At 59.6% G+C, this 19729-nt stretch carries 13 protein-coding genes and 5 pseudogenes; 4 read left to right on the forward strand and 14 right to left on the reverse strand.

Going from position 1 to position 19729, the window contains the following annotated elements; genetic code table 11:
• The coding region (locus GCT13_RS42575) for a helix-turn-helix domain-containing protein (RefSeq protein WP_265335337.1) at positions 1-273 on the reverse strand (273 nt) is incomplete at its 3' end.
• Between the two features lie 1138 nt (positions 274-1411).
• Here GCT13_RS42575 and flhD point away from each other — a divergent pair.
• Both flhD and GCT13_RS42585 read left to right on the forward strand, forming a co-directional pair.
• Complete coding sequence (gene flhD / locus GCT13_RS42580) at positions 1412-1723, forward strand: flagellar transcriptional regulator FlhD (protein WP_152767795.1); 312 nt, start codon at positions 1412-1414, stop codon at positions 1721-1723.
• Between the two features lie 312 nt (positions 1724-2035).
• Positions 2036-3271, forward strand: coding sequence for a polyhydroxyalkanoate depolymerase (locus GCT13_RS42585; RefSeq protein WP_152767803.1), 1236 nt, complete (start codon positions 2036-2038; stop codon positions 3269-3271).
• Between the two features lie 337 nt (positions 3272-3608).
• Here the strand turns inward: GCT13_RS42585 and GCT13_RS42590 are convergent, their stop codons facing one another.
• The 4 genes from GCT13_RS42590 to GCT13_RS42610 form a co-directional block, all read right to left on the reverse strand.
• A complete protein-coding gene (locus GCT13_RS42590) occupies positions 3609-4907 on the reverse strand; it encodes a hypothetical protein (protein WP_321574988.1) in 1299 nt (432 codons plus the stop codon).
• 679 nt (positions 4908-5586) lie between these two features.
• Positions 5587-6285, reverse strand: coding sequence for an OmpA/MotB family protein (locus GCT13_RS42600; protein WP_152767805.1), 699 nt, complete (start codon positions 6283-6285; stop codon positions 5587-5589).
• Positions 6286-6346: 61 nt separating this feature from the next.
• Positions 6347-7111: a flagellar motor protein gene (locus tag GCT13_RS42605; RefSeq protein WP_152767797.1), complete on the reverse strand. Its 765-nt coding sequence runs from the start codon at positions 7109-7111 to the stop codon at positions 6347-6349.
• A gap of 78 nt (positions 7112-7189) precedes the next feature.
• Positions 7190-8425, reverse strand: a complete 1236-nt coding sequence (locus tag GCT13_RS42610; RefSeq protein WP_152767798.1) for a Crp/Fnr family transcriptional regulator — start codon at positions 8423-8425, stop codon at positions 7190-7192.
• Positions 8426-9084: 659 nt separating this feature from the next.
• On the opposite strand from GCT13_RS42610, the gene GCT13_RS42615 reads away from it, so the two are divergent.
• Positions 9085-11265, forward strand: coding sequence for a hybrid sensor histidine kinase/response regulator (locus GCT13_RS42615; protein ID WP_193727922.1), 2181 nt, complete (start codon positions 9085-9087; stop codon positions 11263-11265).
• A gap of 240 nt (positions 11266-11505) precedes the next feature.
• Positions 11506-11667 carry a hypothetical protein gene (locus tag GCT13_RS48860; protein ID WP_193727923.1) on the forward strand — a complete coding sequence of 54 codons (162 nt, stop codon included), beginning with the start codon at positions 11506-11508 and terminating at the stop codon, positions 11665-11667.
• Between the two features lie 214 nt (positions 11668-11881).
• On the opposite strand, the gene GCT13_RS42620 is transcribed toward GCT13_RS48860, so the two are convergent.
• The 9 genes and pseudogenes from GCT13_RS42620 to GCT13_RS42660 form a co-directional block, all read right to left on the reverse strand.
• Positions 11882-12487 (reverse strand): PA1136 family autoinducer-binding transcriptional regulator, encoded by a 606-nt coding sequence (locus GCT13_RS42620; RefSeq protein ID WP_152767800.1) that lies wholly within the window; start codon positions 12485-12487, stop codon positions 11882-11884.
• A gap of 165 nt (positions 12488-12652) precedes the next feature.
• The gene (locus GCT13_RS42625) at positions 12653-12874 is read right to left on the reverse strand and encodes a type 1 glutamine amidotransferase family protein (RefSeq protein WP_227747306.1); all 222 of its coding nucleotides are present in this window, start codon (positions 12872-12874) and stop codon (positions 12653-12655) included.
• 795 nt (positions 12875-13669) lie between these two features.
• Positions 13670-14131: pseudogene (locus GCT13_RS42630) on the reverse strand (transposase); the annotation flags it as partial.
• 69 nt (positions 14132-14200) lie between these two features.
• Positions 14201-14419, reverse strand: a pseudogene (locus tag GCT13_RS42635) (ATP-binding protein); the annotation flags it as partial.
• Between the two features lie 21 nt (positions 14420-14440).
• A complete protein-coding gene (locus GCT13_RS42640) occupies positions 14441-16612 on the reverse strand; it encodes a tyrosine-type recombinase/integrase (protein ID WP_193727924.1) in 2172 nt (723 codons plus the stop codon).
• A 119-nt stretch (positions 16613-16731) separates the two neighbouring features.
• Complete coding sequence (locus GCT13_RS42645) at positions 16732-17802, reverse strand: tyrosine-type recombinase/integrase (RefSeq protein ID WP_152767802.1); 1071 nt, start codon at positions 17800-17802, stop codon at positions 16732-16734.
• A gap of 232 nt (positions 17803-18034) precedes the next feature.
• Positions 18035-18643 (reverse strand): annotated as a pseudogene (locus GCT13_RS42650) (ATP-binding protein); the annotation flags it as partial.
• Positions 18640-19422: pseudogene (locus tag GCT13_RS42655) on the reverse strand (Mu transposase domain-containing protein); the annotation flags it as partial. The pseudogenes GCT13_RS42650 and GCT13_RS42655, both read right to left, overlap by 4 nt.
• 103 nt (positions 19423-19525) lie before the next feature.
• Positions 19526-19729 (reverse strand): annotated as a pseudogene (locus GCT13_RS42660) (tyrosine-type recombinase/integrase); the annotation flags it as partial.

Genomic DNA, 19729 nt, shown 5'->3' on the forward strand with positions numbered 1-19729 from the left:
CTCGATTGCGCGCGCCACGATCTCGTCGAGCGTCGGCGTGAGCCGCCCCTGCGGTTCCTGCGCTTCGCAAGCCAACGCAATCAATTGCAGTCGCGTTTCCTGCGCAATGCGCGGCGGACGGCCACTGCGCTCACCTTCCCGAATGCCCTGTGCGCCTTGCCGCGCAATGCGCTTGCGCCACGTGCTGACCGTCTGCACCGATACACCGAGCTCTCGCGCAATCACGGTATTCGAGTGTCCCTCATGTGCCCACAACGCAATCCGAGCCCGCATCACATCCCGCTGCGGGGCCGTCTTCYGTGCGATCAGCGACAGGAGTTTCTYTTTTTCTTTCTTCGTCAGCTTCACTGACGTTGCATGACGGCCTCGGCTCATCCCGACATGATAACCAAGGCGTTTAATTATTCAACGTATTTACGGGATGTTGTACTAGCCTGTCAAATGATCAGAAGGATTGCCAGTCGTTCTTTCCGGCTGTGCTATCCGCGGCAGTCCGCATCTGGGCGGACCAGCCGGCCACAGGCCGGCGCCAAAACCACCGCCATGCGCAGTGGATCCGTCACCTCGCCAGACCGCATGGCCGCACGGGGCCTGCAGGATAAGTCTAAATTCCTATCATAGGATGTTTGTCTGGAAAAGCCACTGACGACAATAACGTCTGTCACCCACTTTAATGAAGGTCGGGCGCGCTGCGCGTCGGTCGTTCCCACAACGCAGGTCAACCCTTCGCATATCAACAGGTCTTCGACAGGCACAAATTGTCTCGCTGATCGATACGTGTTAGCACGTGCAGTTCTCAAGGCGGAGCCAGCTCCGGGATGCACTTCATTGGACCCGCCGCCGTCTGAACCGCTACCGTCCTCGATCTTCACGGGGCGGCGGATGTCGCGCGCGAGCGGCCCGCGCATGGCCCTTCCATTCCACCTCAGCGCTTGCAGGCTTGGCGGCGGACCGCGGTGCGCTCTCGGCGCTCGATGCTGTTGCAAGAGATGCTGGCGTTGGTGTCGCCGCCGGCGGGAGATATGAGCTCGCGTTGCGAGGTGCATCCCGCACTTGCATTAGTCGATGGCCTTTCGTGGTCGAGTCGTTACATGCCGTCACGGAAGGCGACTGCCCAGAGCAACGCATATGTCAATGATCGGTTGTTCCGGGTAACGGCAAATGACCAGTCTTTATCCGGCCCCAAAATGGTAAATAATGCCGCTTTACTGCGCGTCAGGGTAAGTAATTACCTGTCCGACATTGCATCGCGTCGGTGAAGTGCTTATGATTCGTTTCGTCCTACGGATAAAGTTACAGTCTGCAACATTTGGCAAACGTTTGAAACATCGACGTGACCACGCGACAACCACAACAATAAACAGGTCGAAGGAAACACCGCACTAAGGCAATTCTTCATTAGGAGTTCGAAATGAACTCGGATACCACCCTCGACTCGATCCGCGAGATCAATCTCTCGTACATCGTCCTGGTCCAGCGCCTGTTGCGGCAAGACAGGGCCATTGGCATGGTTCGCCTCGGCCTGTCACCCGGGCTGGCCGATATCCTCGCGGATCTGTCGCAGGCGCAGGTCGTCAGACTGGCAGGCACCCACCAGTTGCTCTGTTCCTTTCGTTTTTCCGGCCATCCCGTGCTGTCCGCGCTCGCGCACACGAAGGCCGACGTGACAGCAATGCACGATCCGGTCATGCCGGCCATCCTGCCGGTCGGGCAATGCGCCTGAGCCGAGCACGCGATGATGACTTTCCCGGGAAAGCGCCCCGGCGATCCACGACGGAACCCTCCCGGCATTGGCATCGGACGGATCGGGCGTCGGTGTGCGTCAAGATGCACGCGCGCTCCCTTCGCGCGCCTCGCAGCCGGCGGCTTCATCACGTCGCCGGCGAACGTTGTCGCTGCCCGTTCCGGTCGCAACGCCGTCCATGAACAGTACGGGTGCATGCTGATGCGTTTTCGCAGGTGTGCCAGGGGCATCCGGAATCCCGCCGAGCGGTTCACATAATGTATGACCGGCCAAGGAGCCATTGAAATGTTGATGTCTTACCAGATGCGGGAACTGCATAGCGCGGCCTGGGCACCTTTCCTTCCGTGGCTTCAGGCGACTGCCCGCTTTCTTGCACCTTCCGGTTCCGCATCCGCCCTGTCAGTCCGGCCGTTCGCCGCCGGCTTCGACCTGCTGGTCCGGCTGTGCCAGCGTTACCCCAAACCCGCATTCGGCCTGACAGCGACCACCGTCGATGGCCAGCCCGTCCCGGTGACGGAAGCGGTCGTGCTGGACAAGCCGTTCTGCAGGCTGCTGCACTTCGAGCGCGCCACCCGTCAGGTACATCCAGCCGTGCTGGTTGTTGCGCCGCTGTCGGGTCACCACGCCACGTTGCTGCGCGAGACCGTGCGCACGATGCTGCCGGATTTCGACGTCTATCTCACCGACTGGCGCGACGCGCGCACCGTTCCGCTCACGGCCGGGGCGTTTCATCTTGACGATTACGTCGCTTACCTGCGCGAGTTCCTCGGCTTCTTGGGGCCGCACAGTCACGTCGTCTCGATCTGCCAGTCGACGGTCCCGGTGGTTGCCGCCGTGGCGCTGGCGGCAGCCCGTGGCGAGCCCACGCCGCGCAGTATGACCCTGATGGGTGGCCCGATCGATGCGCGCCGCAGTCCTACGGCCGTCAACGAACTGGCGTTCGGCAAGTCGCTCGCCTGGTTCGAGCGACAGCTCATCGATACGGTGCCTGGCCGTTATCCCGGTGCCGGCCGGAAGGTGTATCCCGGTTTTCTGCAGCACGCAGCGTTCGTGAGCATGAATCCGGAGCGTCATCTGGCCTCGCACCTGAACTATTATTTCGACCTGTCGACCGGCGACGCCGAGGCAGCGGAAGCACATTGCCGCTTCTACGACGAGTACAACGCGGTACTCGACATGGCGGCCGAATACTATCTCGAGACGGTACAGGTCGTCTTCCAGGATTTCCGTCTTGCGCGCGGCACCTGGCAGGTGGACGGTGAGTCCGTGCGCCCGCAGGCCATCCGGGATACGGTGCTGATCACGGTGGAAGGGGAGCGGGACGACATTTGCGGGCCGGGCCAGACCCATGCGGCACACGGTCTCTGCACCGGGCTCGATGCGTCGCAGCGGTACCAGATGACGCTCCGCGGCTGCGGCCACTACGGGATATTTTCTGGCCGTGTCTGGCGCACGGAGCTCTATCCGCGCCTGCGCCAGCTGATCCATCAGCATGACACGGACCCGCATTCCCACGCTGCGTCCTGACAGGCGAGACGCGTCTTCCGAATAGTCAACCGTGAGCCCGATGGATCGTTGCCTGACGTGCGGCGTGTCCCGCCGAATGAGTGAATGAGTGTGCCTCGTGACAGAGTCTGCACGTCCCTCGCCCACCACAGATGTCGCACGTTCGCGAACGCGCCGCTTGCACACCTGCACCCTGCCCCGCCCGCCGTTATAGGGGGCGAACAGCGTAACCACAATTTCCTAAAGTTATTGTTCTTGGGCAAAACCCTGAAAATTGGCATATACGTCGAACCTGCCAGCTGGAATCGGAACTCATCCCGGATTTGCGGAAATGATTCAGCCGATCAGGCCAAGGAGGCTACGACTTGGGTTGCCACAAATACCCCGCTTTTTGCAGCCGGGCAAGCCAGGCTCCCCGCTTGCCATGACTCGACATCAATTGCGCCAGACGACGCCGGAATACGGCATCCCGCCTGGCGTTTGCATAGGCTTCGGCGAGATCCTGCAACTTCTGGAATGCTTGATCGTAGGCGCTGCCCGTTGTGCGTCGCAGTTGTGCATCGATGCTTGACCACGCCGTGTCTTCCTGTTCGAGAAGTGATGTGAGGTACCGCGTGCGTTCCTTGCGACGGCGGGCCTCGGCCGCCTGGCGTGCTTCCTGCTCCCTTCTTTCACGGATGGCACGATGAGAGGCGACCCTGGATTCAATTTCGGATATTCGACGGCGCCCGGGAAAATTCAATTGCTTTGCATCCCTACCATTCTGCCATTTGAGAAAGGCGTTTCGAAGCGTTCTCTCCGCTTCACGACTGCGTCCTTGTAGCAGCATGCGCAGTTTCGCCCGCATTTCATCAACCGGCAACTCACGTAACCAGGGATCAAAACGACTGTCTTCGCTCCCGCTGGATTCTGGGGCCAATAATGACGGGCTGGCCTCGGCGGCGGCGGCGAGCCAATCCGCATCCAGCATCAGAAACTCCGCCAGTGCTACCTGTGCGGGCGTCAACGCCTGTAATCCCGCAGGTACCGGCGGTTCGATTTCGTCATCGTGTAGCTCATTATTCCCGAGTCGGGCAAGCCACCCAAGATAAAGCGGGCGAGCATCGCCGCCGAGCAGCTCGTCGCGTACAGGCAGCAGGCGCGTCATCCACCCCGCGCCATCCATCTCCTCCGAAAAGCGGGCGTGTTCGCCCGAGTCATCATTGAACGACCAGTCGAGGATGCACCAGTCATCGACGTCCATGGCCTCGAATGCTTTCTCGAAACGGGAGCGCCTCTTTCGTCCAGCTTTGACGTAATCGCGGATGGTCTCCGCGTCAAACGTCCCGTGCGGTAGGCGAAGAAGCAGGCGGCAGCTCCCCCAGTTGGAGGAGTAGACGTGGGCATCGAAATATTGTTGTACCCACTCGAGCGGGTCACCCTTGAGGTCTCCCCAGTGATATTCGTTGACGAAGCTTGAGGCGGTGAACAGAACCTGAGAGAAGAAGGCATGACCAGACGCGTCAAACGCAAAATCGGCACGGCTTCGCTGGCTCAGGCCGAAATCGGCTATCAGCTTGAGCTCGCGAGAGGTGCATCGGTGATTGCAAGCATGCTGACCAATGAGAATATGACGGCCGCGATCGGCGAGACGCTTGCAACGTTTGTCGGCGCGCACGGAACGGCGGACCTTCAGATCTTCGTGCAGCTGCTTGGTCAGCGATTGGTGGAACGGGACAGATCCGACGCGGCCGACATACTGTCCACCTGAGAGCCGACCTCACCAGTGCAGGAGCCACAGAACCCAGCGGCGTCACTTCGCCGAATTCCGCCACGCTGATTTGGAGCCAAGCCGCAGTCACGACAGATCCGTACGCGCATGTAGCCGCGCGCAGCCCGGGTATGTAAAAAAGAACCGCCGATCCCTGCGAGGCCAAGATGAAACAGGATCGGCGGGCATGCGTAATCCAGGCAACGGGGAGTTTGCCATTTCGCCGCAGCACGCAAGAAGCTACCGGAATACCAATGGAGGAATCAAGTCCCGACATGTCTGTATTGCACGATTCACCTGTTAATGTCCGGCCGGCGGCGTGTTTTCGTAGCGCCACGTAAGCTGCTCGCCAAACGACGAAGGCAATGGCACTGGTTTCCGCGCGCCAGATACGTGTATGCAATTCGACGCATCGGCAAGCACATGAAGGCCTGGCATCGTCCGACGTACTCCGCCGTCACGTGCCCCCTTCCGGTTGCCATTTTGCTGTCGTCCTCCATGTAATTTTGATGTTGCTGTCCGGGTGTTCCGGACACCTTTTTCATGAACCCGCAATCGCCGGGAGCCGCACGGAATTGCCTCGCCCCTAGTACTGGACGAGAATGGTCACGCGACGATTCATTGAGCGTGCAACGGGATCATCACCTACGACCAGCGGAAAATTGTCGGCCCGGCCGACAGCGGCAAGGCGACGTGGTTCAACACCCCTGTCGACAAGTAAACGCACCACGGCTCCCGCCCTCGCCGACGACAGCTCCCAGTTCGATGCGTATCGCACATTCGAAATGGGCACGCTATCCGTGTGCCCTTCGACGAGTACGTTGTTCTCCGTCTGTTTGCGCAGGACCGTCGCGATCTCATCGAGCACATCGGATGACTGGGGTAGCAGGCGCGCGTCGCCGGAATTGAACAGGACGCGTGCATCGATGCCAATCTCGACTCCCTGCACGTCGTTCTTGACCGTGATCTGCCGCCTGTCCTTGATCGTTTCGAGCTGCAGCAGCAGGTCCTTCCTGGCAGCCTCCCGTCCGGCAGCGACCGCGTCAAGGCTGTCCTTCGCCACTGCGCCCCTGTCGTGACTGGCGTGCGCCTCCAGAGACTTGATTTCGACTTCCCTGGTTTTGGCAAGCTGCAGCACGTAAAGCGCAAGGAAGAACACCATCAGTGTAGTGATCAGATCCGCGTATGAGAGCAGCCAACGATCCGAACCTGCGTCGGAGTCGGCATCCTCGTGCTGGCCGGATGTCTTGCCGGCTTGACGCCGGTAGCCGTATTGGCTGTCCATTGGCTGAATACCTTTCTTCGAAGTACGTGGCCCGGATGCGATGGTCGCCTCGTCCGGCCTGTCAGGCGAGCAGCTCCGCCGCCCGCCTGCGGACATCTCCTGCCAGCCGCGTCTCGATCATGTGCGGCGATTCCTTGCGCGAGATCGCCAGCAGTCCATCGAGGTACAGGCGGCGGAAGCGCAACTCGCTATCGATCTGCGCCCTGATCTTGCCGTGCAGCGGCAGAAAGACGAGATTCGCAGCGGCCAGTCCATACAGCGTCGCCACGAAGGCGACAGCAATGCCCTGCCCAAGCTCGGCGGGTTCGAGTATGTGCCCCGTCACCTGGATAAGGCCCAGCACCGCTCCTAGGATGCCGAACGTCGGCGCGTAGCCGCCCGCCTGTTGCCAGATGCGCGCAGCGGCCATGTGGTTACGCTCGTACGCATCCAGTTCGCGCTGAAGCGCGTCTTCGAGAACCGGGGTAGGCACGCCATTGGCCAGTAGCTCCAGGCCTTTTTGCGCGAACGGATTCAGTCCTCCCGTATCGATCGACTCAAGCGCTAGCATGCCGTTGAGCTTGGCCTGATCGCCCCACTCGAGCAACAGCGCCAGGTTTTCCCTGTCGACCTGGCGTGCCTTGAGGAATGCAAGGCGAATCTGGGTTACGCCGTCGAAGAATCGCGCCCAAGTGTTCTGGATCATCACCGCAGCCAGCGTGTCGCCCAGAACGATGATGAGCGCCTGTGGCTGCAGCAGCGCAGCGAAATGCCCGCCCTCGAGCGAAAAGCCGACAACGATCGCAGCGAGCCCCAGCAGGGCGCCGCATAGTGTGAGAAGGTCCATGAGATCCTCGATGAATTGTGAAGCCGTGCCCGCATCCGGTAGAAGCGCGCGCTCGTCGCCCGTTGTCTGTCAATACGCTCAGACGCCCAGACCCGGAGCCGGCCCCGCGGCCGAAGCAGACGATCGGATCGTCCGGACAGTCTCCAGGAACCGCTGTTCGATATCGCCGACTTCCACCGGGTCGATCTTGATGTCGCGCCGCATGACCCAGGACACTTCTTTCTTTCGCGCCTCGGTCATCACGCCCAGCAGTCGGTCTGCAATGGACTGATCCGGCATCGCAACGAGCATCTTGGCCAGATCGTAGGTATCGAAGGCGCTCACCGCGTCGAACAGCGAGCGCTGGTCCACGAATTCGAGATCTTCCAGAGCGGCGACCTCTCCCGGCGCACGGCGCGCTGGCCGGGAAAAATACGTGATCCCTTTTTCTTCCACGTAGTTCAGCACTTTTGTCTTGCGGAAGGCAAAGACGTCTTCGGCAATTTCGGCCCGGGAAAGCTTGTTGAGGATCATCTTTCTTTCGACGCCGATCAGTGCCTCAAGGTCGTTCAGTTCGATCAACTCGAGCTCGCTCGCCACCGATACTTCCAGATCCTGGTCCGCGACGTTGTGCGCACGCTCGGTGATCCGCTTTGGATCGAAAGTGACAAGTTGACGGTCAGATGCGCCTTCGGACGCGTTATGCCTGGTGGCCGCTGAACCCACGAATTCCGAGCGGCCGGCTTCCATCGAGATCAGGTTGAGTTTTTCCATGCGCCTGAGCATCACCATCACGTGAAGACGCGAGTGCCCTGCGATGGCGCGGCACTTCCTGATCACCTCACGCATAGGCACCGAGACTTCTTCCGTCTGGCTTCGCCAGCCGCGCTCGGCCTGCGCTTCGGCCCCGGCCATCAGCGAAAGGACATGGGCGTAGGAGATCACGCCCGGCATGAAGTCGGCATGGGTGTATGTCGCGAGCAGATCGTCCTTCTTTTTCACGCGGCGCACCATGGTGCGGACGATGTGCCTGAGCAGTGGCGAGACACGTTCGAGTTCCTCTTCGACCACACGGGCATTGACCACTGTCAGTTGACAGAACGTCAACGCTTTTGCCGTGTTCCCTCGTGGCTCGGCCGGAAGCAGCGCCGTCTCCCCGAAGAACTCGCCCTTTCCGAGCGTGGCGACGATAACTTTCTTGTCCTCGCACTGCGTCGAAATCTCAACCTTTCCGTCCGCAATGACGTACATGACGGATTCCCCGCCGAATCCTTCGGAATAGATCACTTCGCCCGGCGCCGCCGTTCGCGACCAGGTTGATTTCTGCTGTTGCAATTCCGCCCCCTGAAAAGCGCTTGATGATGCACACCGACGGCCACAATGAAGGTCTTCGGCTGCGCAAATGGTGACTAGTTATCGACAGGCACACCGCTGATCTTTAGCGTCAGAAATCAGCGCGTTTGCGGCCGTTCTTGTGTTGATCGTCGCTGTTGGAGGAATACGCCTACGCAATCGTTTGCGTCGCTTCGGCTGTTACCGTGCGGTGGCCGATAATTGATGAGTTACGCTATGTCGGTTGAAATTGGCGAAGTGGATCCACGTGAGATGCCGTGGGCGGTGTTCACAGTCGGGTCATCTCCTTCAACGTTTCAGAACACAGCAACTGATCGTTGAGCAATTGAGTGCGCGAGCCTGGCTGTTGCGCGAGATCGGCCTGCTGGAAGTCAATATTCGTTCCATGAGCACAGGGGACGTCCGGGCATTCTTGATCTCTGAGGCAGGCGGGATCAATGAGTTCTGCTCATGCAGCCGTACCGCAGCCCGTTGGCGCGCCTTTCCCCGCATGCCCAACGTGCTGCGAAAAGCTAACGCACTCGCCTGCAACAGCTCATTGCCCAATCGAACGAAATCTGTTTCACCGCAGTAGCCCCGGACGGCAAGGCCAGATGCGGAGGATATACAATCGAAACAATATTGCCGCTGACGTACCTTTGATGAGCAACGGAACGCACCCCGATCCCGCCGATGTTAGGGTACTGAACGAGAACGCGCGCAGCTCGCATTTCCGGAGCACGCGCTATGTGATCCGCGCTGCGCTAGCGGCGGCGATCATCTTCCCGCTTCTTTACCTCGTTGCCTCGTCCTGGCAGGACTGGAAGGACCGGCTTGTGAGCGCCACGGACGCAACGGAACGCTCAACCCGCATTGCGCAGGAGCACGCGATCAAGATTCTCGACATCGACACGGCGCTGATCCAGCGAGTGCTCGATGCAGTGGGGGATGCAGATGATGCTTCCATCCGCAGCCGTGAGCCTGCTTTTCATTCGCTATTGCAACGGCTTGGTGGCGGGTATCCGCAGGTGCTGGCCATTTCCATCTTTGGCCGGGATGGGTCGCTGCTGGCAAGCAGCCGGTTTTTTCCGTCGCCCGCAGTGACGATCGCGGATCGGCCCGACTTCCAGGATGCACTTAGCCGGCCACAGGAGATGCGAATATCAGGTCCGATGCGCGGCAAGGTAAAGAACCTGCGCACGTTCAACGTTTCGCGCGCCAGGACTGATACACGCGGTCATTTCCTTGGCATGGTATCCATCGCCATGCAGCCGGAATATTTTGAAGGCTTTTACCGGGATCTTCTCGGAGAAGATGGGCTCATGAACATTGGGCTGCTGCGCGCGGACGGTGCCATTCTGGCCTGGCACCCGCCGTTGAAGCGCCCCGCTGCGGCGGTTGCTCCGGGAACGCCGTTCGCGAATGCGATTTCACGCGCGACGCCCTCCGGTATCGTGATAATGCAATCAACAGTCGATGGTGAACGGAAGATTCTGGCGTTCCGGCGAGTTGGAGCGTACGACGCCTATGTATCGTCCGGCTATCCGGTATCTGCGGTCCGCTCTGCCTGGCTCATGCGAACTGGCGCAATCAGTGCAGCGACGCTCATCCCAAGTTGCGCGCTCTGGTACTTCCTTCTTTTCTCACTAAGGCGGTTGAAACGCGAAGAGAGCGCGTGGCAGAAACTGGCGGAGGAAGCGCTGCTGAGGCAACAGCTTGAGTCAAACCAGCAGGAAGTGCAGCGCCGCGAAATGCTTGGCAGCCTGGTAGGCGTAGTGGCCCATGATTTCAACAACCTGATGGCGGCGATTTCTTCCCATGCTCAGGCAGGGCTCGCGTCACAATCAATATCGCGCTTGCACGATGCGCTGCGAGGTGTTGAGAGCGCAGTGCTTGCCGGACAGGGGCTCACACATCGACTGCTGGCCGTGGCCGGGAAACAGCCGCTGCGGGCACAGGCGGCTACGTTGGTTCAGTGGCTGAGAAATCCACGACTTGTTGATACGGCCCTCGGCGATGCCATCACGCTGAGACTTCAAATCGATGACAACCTGTGGCCCGTCTATGTCGACCTCTCCGAACTGGAGGTTGCTCTGCTGAATCTCGCGATCAATGCGCGTGATGCGATGCCGTCCGGCGGGGTTGTCACGCTTTCGGCATCAAACACGCGAGCCCGCAATGTTGCCGCGCTCAATCGCGAAGATGCCGACTACGTCCGCATCACAGTGTCCGACACGGGACATGGGATGACCCAAGAAACGGCCCGACGTGCGTTCGACCCGTTTTTTACCACCAAGCCCGTCGGCAAAGGCTCAGGCCTCGGTCTATCTCAGGTCCGCGCGTTTTGCGAGCGCATGGGTGGCTTCGTTTCGTTGGAGACCTCACTGACCACAGGCACGAGCGTGTGCCTCTGTCTCCCGCGCTCAAACGAACCGGAAGAGTCCGCTGATGAACACAAGGGACGCGCATCGATCATGGCACGAGAGCGACTTCATTTGTTGCTTGTCGAGGATGACGCTCTGGTTGCCGAAGCGCAACAGGCCATGCTCGAATCGATGGGGCATTGTGTCGAATGGAAACCGGACGCGATCCAGGCACTTCGCAGGCTCAAGGAGGAGCACGATTTCAATGCCGTCCTGTCTGATGTCCAGATGCCGGGGGGCATGAGCGGCATTGACCTGTTCGAAACGCTCAAGGCAGAACAACCTCATCTTCCGATTATACTCATCACCGGGTTTGCCGAGGATGTCAAACGCCTGGAGGCAATTGGTGTCACAGCATTTCTGAAGCCCGTCCGCGCCGATGCTCTGAACAATCATCTGTCACGTGTCACGCATGGTTGATCGTCTGAATGCCTCAGCTAAGAGCCGCTCTCCAACCCGCACTCCGACTGCCGTCCACACTGCCCGTGTCACCCGTCCTTTCCGCGTAATACTGTTAGCACCCCTGTTAGTCGACGTAACCAGCGCCGCAACGGCCCTTGGGGATGGGCTTTGCGGGAATGCCAATACGATGGTCGCGCAATCGTCGCCGAACTAGAAGACCGTGACCGGTGGAACAGCATATTTACGAAGGAGAAGTTCATGAAGCGCTGGAAAATCCTCGGCTATTCCGGCCTCGCGATGATTATCATCGTCCTTTTCGGCTGCCTTTACGCAGTCCTACAGGAACACGTCATCGCACAAGGCGTGCACTCTGACGCTGCAAGGCTGCATCATGTGGATGTTCGCGGCAGGATTATCTGAATAGCAGCATTCGCGACATCAACGGATGCACCAAACCGCGTGATGATCAGGCCAGATGATGCTCGGAAAACCGGCGCGTGAACGCTTTACAATACTCCGCCTTCATCAAGGGTGCGTTAGACGTCCAACCGTGTCCACCATAGCTCGCGCGGCACGATGCACAGCGATATGGCGCTTCCAGCTGGTGGGCGCTTACATTTAGTGCTAGCCGTGTTCATTGAGGCGCTAGCAAAGCGGCAGCAATTTCGGCTTGGCGCTTGCCGGCGGCAATCCACTGGAGGATTTCACGCTCACGCGGTGAAAGGCCAGGAGAAAGTACAGGAATGGGTTGACCGTCTATGAGTTTGCGGGCGGCGCGGAAAGCGGCCATGCCAATCTGGCTCAGAAGTATGCGCGCGTCAGAGCTGCTATCGATGTTCTTGCCCCCAAGGCTGACCGCGCCTTCAAGACCGGTGGGGCCAAAGATCGGTATCTGCAGACCGTGGATACCATTGCCGCGTGGATGCCAGACGATGCGATACCGTTCTCCGCCATCGTTGTATTGCTTGGTCCAGAAGAATGGTTCGCTTAGGTTGAGAAGGTGTCGAGTGACGGGGCAGACTTGCATATAGCGGGTCGCGGTGACTTCCGATCCGTCGTCAAACCAGTCACCCTCGATCCAGTAGATCTGCTTGACGATGCGTTCGTACGATGAACTGGCGGCGAACAGGATATAGAGGTCGTAGCCATGCGCCTGGCCCAGCGAGCGTACGATATCTGTGATGACGTTCAGGCGGTTGGCCTTTTCGATTGCGAGTATGGCGTCGATGCTGTTTGCCATGGAAGTTTGCCGGAATCGAAAAATCACATCCAAAATCCACCGGGAAATCTCGCGGCGCGGGAAGAGTGAAGCACCGGCGCGCGCCGCAGCTAAAGGTGAATCAATGTCTATGCAGGCCGAGCCAATTCAAGCGCCTTGAGTAGGCAAGGTCTCTGATGGCGAGAACTAGCCCGCACCTGAATACCGCACTTCATCAAGTAACACGCGCACGTCCGCAGCGACCAGTAGTACTTTCCAGCGGCCTCCCCGATAAGCGTCGGGATAGTCGGCATCCGAGAGGTCAGACTTTGGCGACGTGAATTGCGCAAGTGAGTAGGGTGAGGGAAAGAACGCCTTGCGCTCTGCTGGATCAGGTGTGGGCTGCTTGCTGTCCGCCTGGAGGGTCATGATGGGCTTCCTTCCCAAGGAGAACGGTCCTACAGCTTAGGTTCCGTCTGTTTTTACACCAAATGATGGAAATCCCCTAATCGGCAGAATGGGCACATTGCCTATCCGGAATTGGATGTCCGATAGCCGAATCCGCAGTCACGTCCACTGAATCCGCACCGAGCACTCGCCGGTCAACGCACTCATATCAATGGCCGTTCCACCTTGGAAGCCGTCATTGCGGTCGTGTCAGATTGAACGGCAGCTCAGGGTCGTCAAGGGTCTGTCGCGTCGTTCATAAACGGTCTTTCGTCGGCCTGCTTCGCGGTGAACGAAGATCCTCGCAGCGGTGAAGGGTCTTGAAACGCCGCAATTGCGATAAGGGCGATTATCGCAATGGACGTAACCGCCCTGAGGCGGACCGCGCCGCGCTCACACTCCGGGCCTCGCTCAATCGCACCGGCCCGATACCGCGATTCTTTCATCGAATCAAGGGCATAGCGGGAAAATTCGGATGCGAAGTGATAATCATGTGGAAGGCCTCCCTGGCCGCCCAAGGGTAAGGGGGCGGCCAGGGTCTAGAGTCATGCCCTGAGGAAGTCTGTCAAGTTATTGTTCAACATCTACATCCCGCTACGACGATTATCCCGCGCCCGCCCGTGGACAACGACGCTGCCCACAGCACTAGGCTGTGGACAGCCGCCTGACGGCGGTTCCCTCGTTGCCCACCGGCTCCCCGCGAGCTTCGCCTTCGGCCTGACGCGCCGCTGCGCGGCTTGCCCCAATCAGATAAAGATCAGGACCCGGTCTTGACACCTACGCGCCCAGCTTGCCGAGAAGGTGCGAACCGCGCTTCCTGAGCACGTTGAGGTAGACGGTCTCGTTGTACGGTGTGCGCGTCTGCCAGCAGCGATACAGGACGCGGATCCACTTGAAAGCGAGAGCCCTCACTGCAACGTGGTGCGAGTTGCCCTTAGCGCGCTGCTGGCGGTAGTAGGCGCCAGCCCAGAATGACCGCGGAATGGTCTGGGCGGCCCATTCCACAAAGGTCTGACGCAGGAATTTCGGACACTGCAGGCGCCAGTGGACCCAGCTCTTTTTCCCGCTGCGCTCGGTCACCGGGGCAATACCCACGTACTCCTGCAGTTCATCAGCATTCCTGAACCGCTCCCGCTGCTCACCGAAGGCGGCCAGCAGGCGTGGGGCGAGTTGCGCACCGGCACCTGGCAGGTTCTCGAACAGTGTATGATCGGGCAGCGTGCGCGCAACCGCGGCTAGACAGCGTCAAGCAGCACGGCCGGTCAGCGACAACTATCTTGGCCGGTCGACGGGTGTAGTTGTCGCTGGCTAAGAGGCCATAGTTGTCGCTCCTTCTTCGTAGTTGTCGCTGGGTAATTGTCGTCGACGCACGCTCTGTTTGTCGCTAGCCTTACGGCGGCGATAGCTCTCAACGTTGAGTTCGAAGATCGTCGAGTGATGCACGAGCCGGTCGATTGCGGCGATGGTCATGCCGGGGTCGGGGAAGACATCGTTCCAGCCCGAGAAGGGCTGGTTGGCTGTGATTATGTGGAATTGAGGAGTTTTTTATCAACGTCGCCTGCTCTTTGACGATGTAATCCGGTCCGGAGTCGGCGTGTTCTTGAGTCGCAGGAGTAGACGGTCTATAGCTTTCTGGTCGCCTTCCACTGCTGCACGTTCATCGTCGGTCAGTGGTATCTCCTGCAGCATCCGTATCATTCCAGTCTTCGATTGGAGCAGGTCGGCGCGGGACGATTCCTTCGGAATGTAAAAGTCGCAACGTGCGCAAGCCATGCGGTGCGGACACTGATCGAAGAATTCGTACGAGCAGAAACCGTGGCCAAGATCGTAGTATCGCCATGGCTGTTCCGTTTGACCATCGTCGATCGCCTGCCGGTCGATGAGTACCTCCATCATTCTCAGGTTTCGCTGGAAGTACTGTGCCTCTGAATAAGCGCGGGCGAGCCGGGTTGGCGTGAATGCGACGTAGTGTTGCGTGGTTACGGGCGAACGATGACCGAGCCATGCCTGTAGTTCAAACAACGTCATAGGTTCGCGGGCGTTGAACAACTGACTCGCGATGGTGGAGCGGGCCCTGTGGCTGCTGATCTGACCGCGCGCATCCGCCTGTGGAATGCCCGCCTTGCGGCAAAGCATGGGAATCAGCCGTTTGTTCAGGTACGCCCGTGGAATTGCTCGGGCGCGGTACGAGAACAGGAAATCGACCTTCTCCCCGGTCTTGATGTCGAGCGCCGACGGTTGTACAGGACGGAGTTGCTCCCACGCAGTGATCGCTTCTCCGACAATCGTGTCAATTGGCTTGGCAAACGCGGTTCCCGTCTTGTGAACTGGAACGTCAAGCATCCAGCATGACGTAGCCGGTTGTCCTATCGACGGTTCCTTGCGCACGCAGCCGACCCGCAGCCGGACGATCTCGTCGCTACGTAGTCCTGCAAAGAGCCACACGATGCTCAACGCCTGTAGCATCTCGAGTGGATAGTAGCCTCCGTTGCGAAGCATGGCGCCTGTTGCATTGCTATGTCCCTTTGGAGCACTGCCGTGACCAGGAAGGTCGGCGATCGTCAGATTCAGGCCAGCCCAGAGGAGTTTCGCCCAGAGGTCATCTGCAATGATGCGTGGCGCTGGTCCGATCAGGGCCTTGATCGAGCGAGGCGTTGCAAATGCCCGAAACGGATCGAAACGGCGTGGGATCCATTCCCACTCCTGGATATCGGCGAAGAAGCATCGCATCGCGCCGAGGAAGGCGTTCTTCGATCGCGCTGTTGCAGGTTTGCCGAGCTTCGTCCCGAGGCCGGCGGTCCTCCAGACATAATCGCCGACGTGCATGCGGTCAACTGCGCCTACATATTCCGCCGCCAGTTCGCGGGTCCACTGATCTGCATGTGTGATCTCCGGGTGACAGTCTTGCAACCAGCGGCCCGCCTTCAGTACCATGTCCCGAAGGTGACGGCGGGTCGATACTGTCAACGTGCTGGTCGCTTCCCATCGCTCAACTGCGAGCACCCAATCTCCGGACAGACCGGCGGTTCTCGCTCGATGAACGCGTTCGCTGTCAACCCGGTTCCGGATCGTGGGTTCCGCGGCGATGATTCCAAGCGCTGCCAGCACGCGTAAGAGCTGGAAGTACAAGGAACTGCGATAGTTCGAATCCTGCCAGCGCATACGGACCGATTCGATGAAGTCGGTCTTCAGTGATTCGAGTTCGGGGCGCTGGTTAATAAGCAGGAGTTCCGCGACCAGACTCATCAACGGTTTGCATGGACTGCGGTACCCCCAAGCAGCGGAAACCTCCGTCACCCGCAGAAGTGTCGCAGCGATACGCTTCCTGCCGAAGATCTTCTCGGCAAGTGCAACCCGTTTCACCTCCCCAAGGCTGGGAATGTCGTGGAAACAATGCAGCAGGTATGCGACAGCCATTAACGCCTGGCGCTCTCCACCAGCGTGCGGCCTTGGAACGTGGGCGGCATAGAAAGCCTCCTGGGTGGTCCCGATGACCTTATGCCAGGTCGTCGCGTCCCACGCCCATAGCGAGGTCTCTCGCGCCGCACAGTGTCGAAGGAGCATCAGCTTTACGCGATCGTCGTATATGTGCTTGCCGTCTATCACGGCCAGCGCGTCATCGATTGGTGCGAGTAAACGTTCAAGGCCTGACAGTCTGCCCAAGACCGCCTTTACCGTCCGTTCACTGGCCATTGCGCGAGGAAGCTCACGCGTCAGCATCTTCCGCTCCGCAGCTGTCAGCCCGTTTCTGCGATCGTAGTCCGTGATCTGTATCGGCCATGTCCATAGGCAGGCCTCAGGCTTGGGGATGCGCACCGCCCGGGATGAGCACATCATCGTTACTCCGCGTCGGCCACACTCGCCAGGGCGTCAACACGCCACGCGTGAATCTGGCGCATGGTCTTCGCGAACCTGTCGGCCAGATCGTGACCGGACAGGTGTACGTATTGCCTGGTCGTCTCCAGGTTCTGATGACCGGCAAACCGGGCAATCTCATGAAGTTGCCAACCCGAGCGGGCGAGATCGGTCAGGCAAAGATGGCGCAGCGTATGGGTCGAGAATGCAGGAACGTCGGCGCGAAGCGCAATAGATCGGACTACCTTGGACCACGTCCATAGCGTGATGGGCGCTCCGTGGTTGCGCGGCGACTCGGACAGAAACAACGCGTGTCGATCACCGGCAAGGCCATGCCGGTATCGAAGATAGTCGCGCAGCAATTCGCCGGAAGTATCGGAATACGGAACGACACGCTCGCGGTGGCCCTTGGTCGTCTCCGCCCTGATACGCAGCAACCGGTGGGCGGGATCGAGATCGCTGCCCCGAAGCTGGCATAGCTCCTCCCGACGAAGCGCCGCATCATAGGCAAACGCCAGCATGCATCTGTTACGCGTCGGCTCGTCGCGGACGACAGCCAGCAGGGCCGTCCACTGCGCCTCCGTTGGAATCCACGGCAGCTTGCGAAACTTCTGGATGAGGCTTCGTTCGCCGCGCGCGCCGAAGTGGCCGGATGCCGTATAGCGGCCGCGGCTTACCGGGTTGGTCCTAATGAGTCCCTCGTCAACCAGAAACTCGAACAGCAACCGGACTGCGGTCAAACGCTGCTGCAGCGTTGCGTTTGACAGGAAACCACCTGAGTCGATGCGAACCACGTTCACATTCGCTCGTCTTGGCTGGGTTCGCAGCTCGCCGACATACTGCGCGATGGTTTCGCGCGACATGCTGCGCAGATCGAGGGAGTGACCCTGTGCAAAGCGAAGGAAGCCTTCTACCGCGTTCATGTAGGCCGCGAGTGTATTCCTTGCCAGGCCGAGCATCACGCAACTCTGTATCCAGCGCCGAGCATACGAGTTCGAGGCGATCAGTGGATACCGTTCCCACACCGGTTCGACGACAGCGTTGCCTGTAACCATGATTTGCTCCTCTCGCGAGGGATGCTGAGTCGTCACCACAACGATTCAGCTCGGGGCAAGTAAGCGGGCATCGCCTTCGGCACGGGTTATCCACCGGGCCGCTCGCCTCTCGCTACAGAAGAGCGGGCGGCGGCCCCGTGGATAACCCTACGTGATCTGTTTCAATATGTTCTGCGCACCAGCCAACTAAAAACTGGCCTACCGTAGCACAGATTCAATTCCAAATAACTTATATCAGAAGGCTTTTGCGCTCATACCTCTCGGCGATCAGTTCGAACAGCACGCTGGTTTCGGCCTGGTCCTTGCGCGCGTACGACAGATCATCAAGGATGACGAGATCGAAGCGATCGAGCTTCGCAAGTGCGGACGGCAATTGCAGGCTTTGGCGCGCAGCCTGCAACTTCTGGACGAGTTCGCTCGTGCGTGTGAACAGCACCCGGTAACCGGCGTCGATCAACGCATGGCCGATGGCCGATCCCAGATGACTCTTGCCGGCGCCAGGCGGCCCGAACAGGAGAATTGTGGCGCCTTTCTCCAGCCAGGACTCCCCAGTTGCCAGCGCCGTGACATGCGCTTTCGAGACCATCGGCACCATACCGAAGTCGAAGGTGGCGAGCGTTTTGGTCGGATCCAGATGCGACTCAGCCCGGTGCCGCTCGATGCGTCGTTTGGCACGTTCGGCCAGTTCGTGCTCGAGCAGCGCGCTGAGCAGCCGCGCAGCCTGCCAGCCTTCCCTGTCTGAACGCTCGGCAAACTCGGGCCACAACCTGCCGATTGTTGGCAAACGCAACTCGTTGAGCATCAGGGCCATGCGGCCGTTGTCATGGGCGGGTGCGTTCATGCCGCCACCTTGTCGAGCAACGCGTCATAGACTGCGACGGGTGGCATGTGAACCACCACCTCGGGACACAAGGTCTGACGTGGCGCGAATTCGTCGCGCAACTGCTTGAGATCGGGCAGTTCGTCTGCGTCGAACAACGTGTCGAGCCGCTCGGCGAGTACGGCCTCGACGCCGTGGAGGCCCGCGAGTTCAAGCAGGCCAACCATGATCTTGCAAGCCTGGCGTTGCGTCAGTTGTGCCTCCAGCCGCTCCCAGGTTCGACGGTAAGCCTCGCGAGGAAACAGTGCGTCACGAAACGCGAGTCCCTTGAACGCCTGAGGTTTGCGCCTGAGCGAGTCGATGAAGTGGCGGTAATCAAGTGCGTGGCGGTTGTCGGCGGCACGGGAGCCTCGCGGCGTGCTGTGCACCAGTGCGCCAGACAGGTAGCAGTCGAGCCGGTCACCATAGATCCGCACCTTCAGCCGGTGGCCGATCAGGCGCGACGGCGCACTGTACAGGATGCCGCGCACGGTAAATGTGCTGCAGCGGGTCACGAGTGCTTCGTCCTCGACGAAGTCAGTGGTACGACGTTCAGGCAGATCCTGCAGTTGTTCGCGCTCGATGCGAAACGCGGCGGCGTTGCGCCGGTTTCGACGCATTACCACCTCACGTACGAATTCATCGTAGGCGGCCCGGTCAGCGAAGTCGCGATGGCCTCGAAGCATCAACGCCTGGTCGACAGCATCCTTCAGATACCGATGCGAGGATTCCACACTTCCGTTCTCGTGATTATGGCCTCGAGGCCATAATCACGAGTATGGTGCGGTAAAAAATATGTGCTGCTCGATAAAGAACTAGGCCAAGGCAGTACCTTTGTGGAAAGCGAACAGCACATATTATTCGCTACAAGGTGCGGAGGAAGGTCATCAGGTCGGGCTGATCCCGCCATTGCTTTTGGCCTTCGGCACCGCCTTCCACTTCGCATGTCGCCAGTGCCTGTGCCTTTGTTTCCAGATTGATCTCGGCGTAGATGTTGGTCGTCTCCAACGAAACGTGCCCAAGCCAGCCGCGTATCGTATTGATGTCGACACCGGCCTGGAGTAGTAG

Origin of the sequence: Paraburkholderia franconis (genome assembly GCF_009362735.1) — a bacterium.
Classification (GTDB): domain Bacteria; phylum Pseudomonadota; class Gammaproteobacteria; order Burkholderiales; family Burkholderiaceae; genus Paraburkholderia; species Paraburkholderia franconis.

Bases quoted from the DNA above. Each gene is read 5' to 3' on its own strand.
- flhD (WP_152767795.1), top strand. From the start codon at position 1,412: ATGAACTCGGATACCACCCTCGACTCGATCCGCGAGATCAATCTCTCG.
- GCT13_RS42585 (WP_152767803.1), top strand. From the start codon at position 2,036: ATGTCTTACCAGATGCGGGAACTGCATAGCGCGGCCTGGGCACCTTTC.
- GCT13_RS42600 (WP_152767805.1), bottom strand. From the start codon at position 6,285: ATGGACAGCCAATACGGCTACCGGCGTCAAGCCGGCAAGACATCCGGC.
- GCT13_RS42605 (WP_152767797.1), bottom strand. From the start codon at position 7,111: ATGGACCTTCTCACACTATGCGGCGCCCTGCTGGGGCTCGCTGCGATC.
- GCT13_RS42615 (WP_193727922.1), top strand. From the start codon at position 9,085: ATGAGCAACGGAACGCACCCCGATCCCGCCGATGTTAGGGTACTGAAC.
- GCT13_RS48860 (WP_193727923.1), top strand. From the start codon at position 11,506: ATGAAGCGCTGGAAAATCCTCGGCTATTCCGGCCTCGCGATGATTATC.
- GCT13_RS42620 (WP_152767800.1), bottom strand. From the start codon at position 12,487: ATGGCAAACAGCATCGACGCCATACTCGCAATCGAAAAGGCCAACCGC.
- GCT13_RS42625 (WP_227747306.1), bottom strand. From the start codon at position 12,874: ATGACCCTCCAGGCGGACAGCAAGCAGCCCACACCTGATCCAGCAGAG.
- GCT13_RS42640 (WP_193727924.1), bottom strand. From the start codon at position 16,612: ATGCTGACGCGTGAGCTTCCTCGCGCAATGGCCAGTGAACGGACGGTA.
- GCT13_RS42645 (WP_152767802.1), bottom strand. From the start codon at position 17,802: ATGGTTACAGGCAACGCTGTCGTCGAACCGGTGTGGGAACGGTATCCA.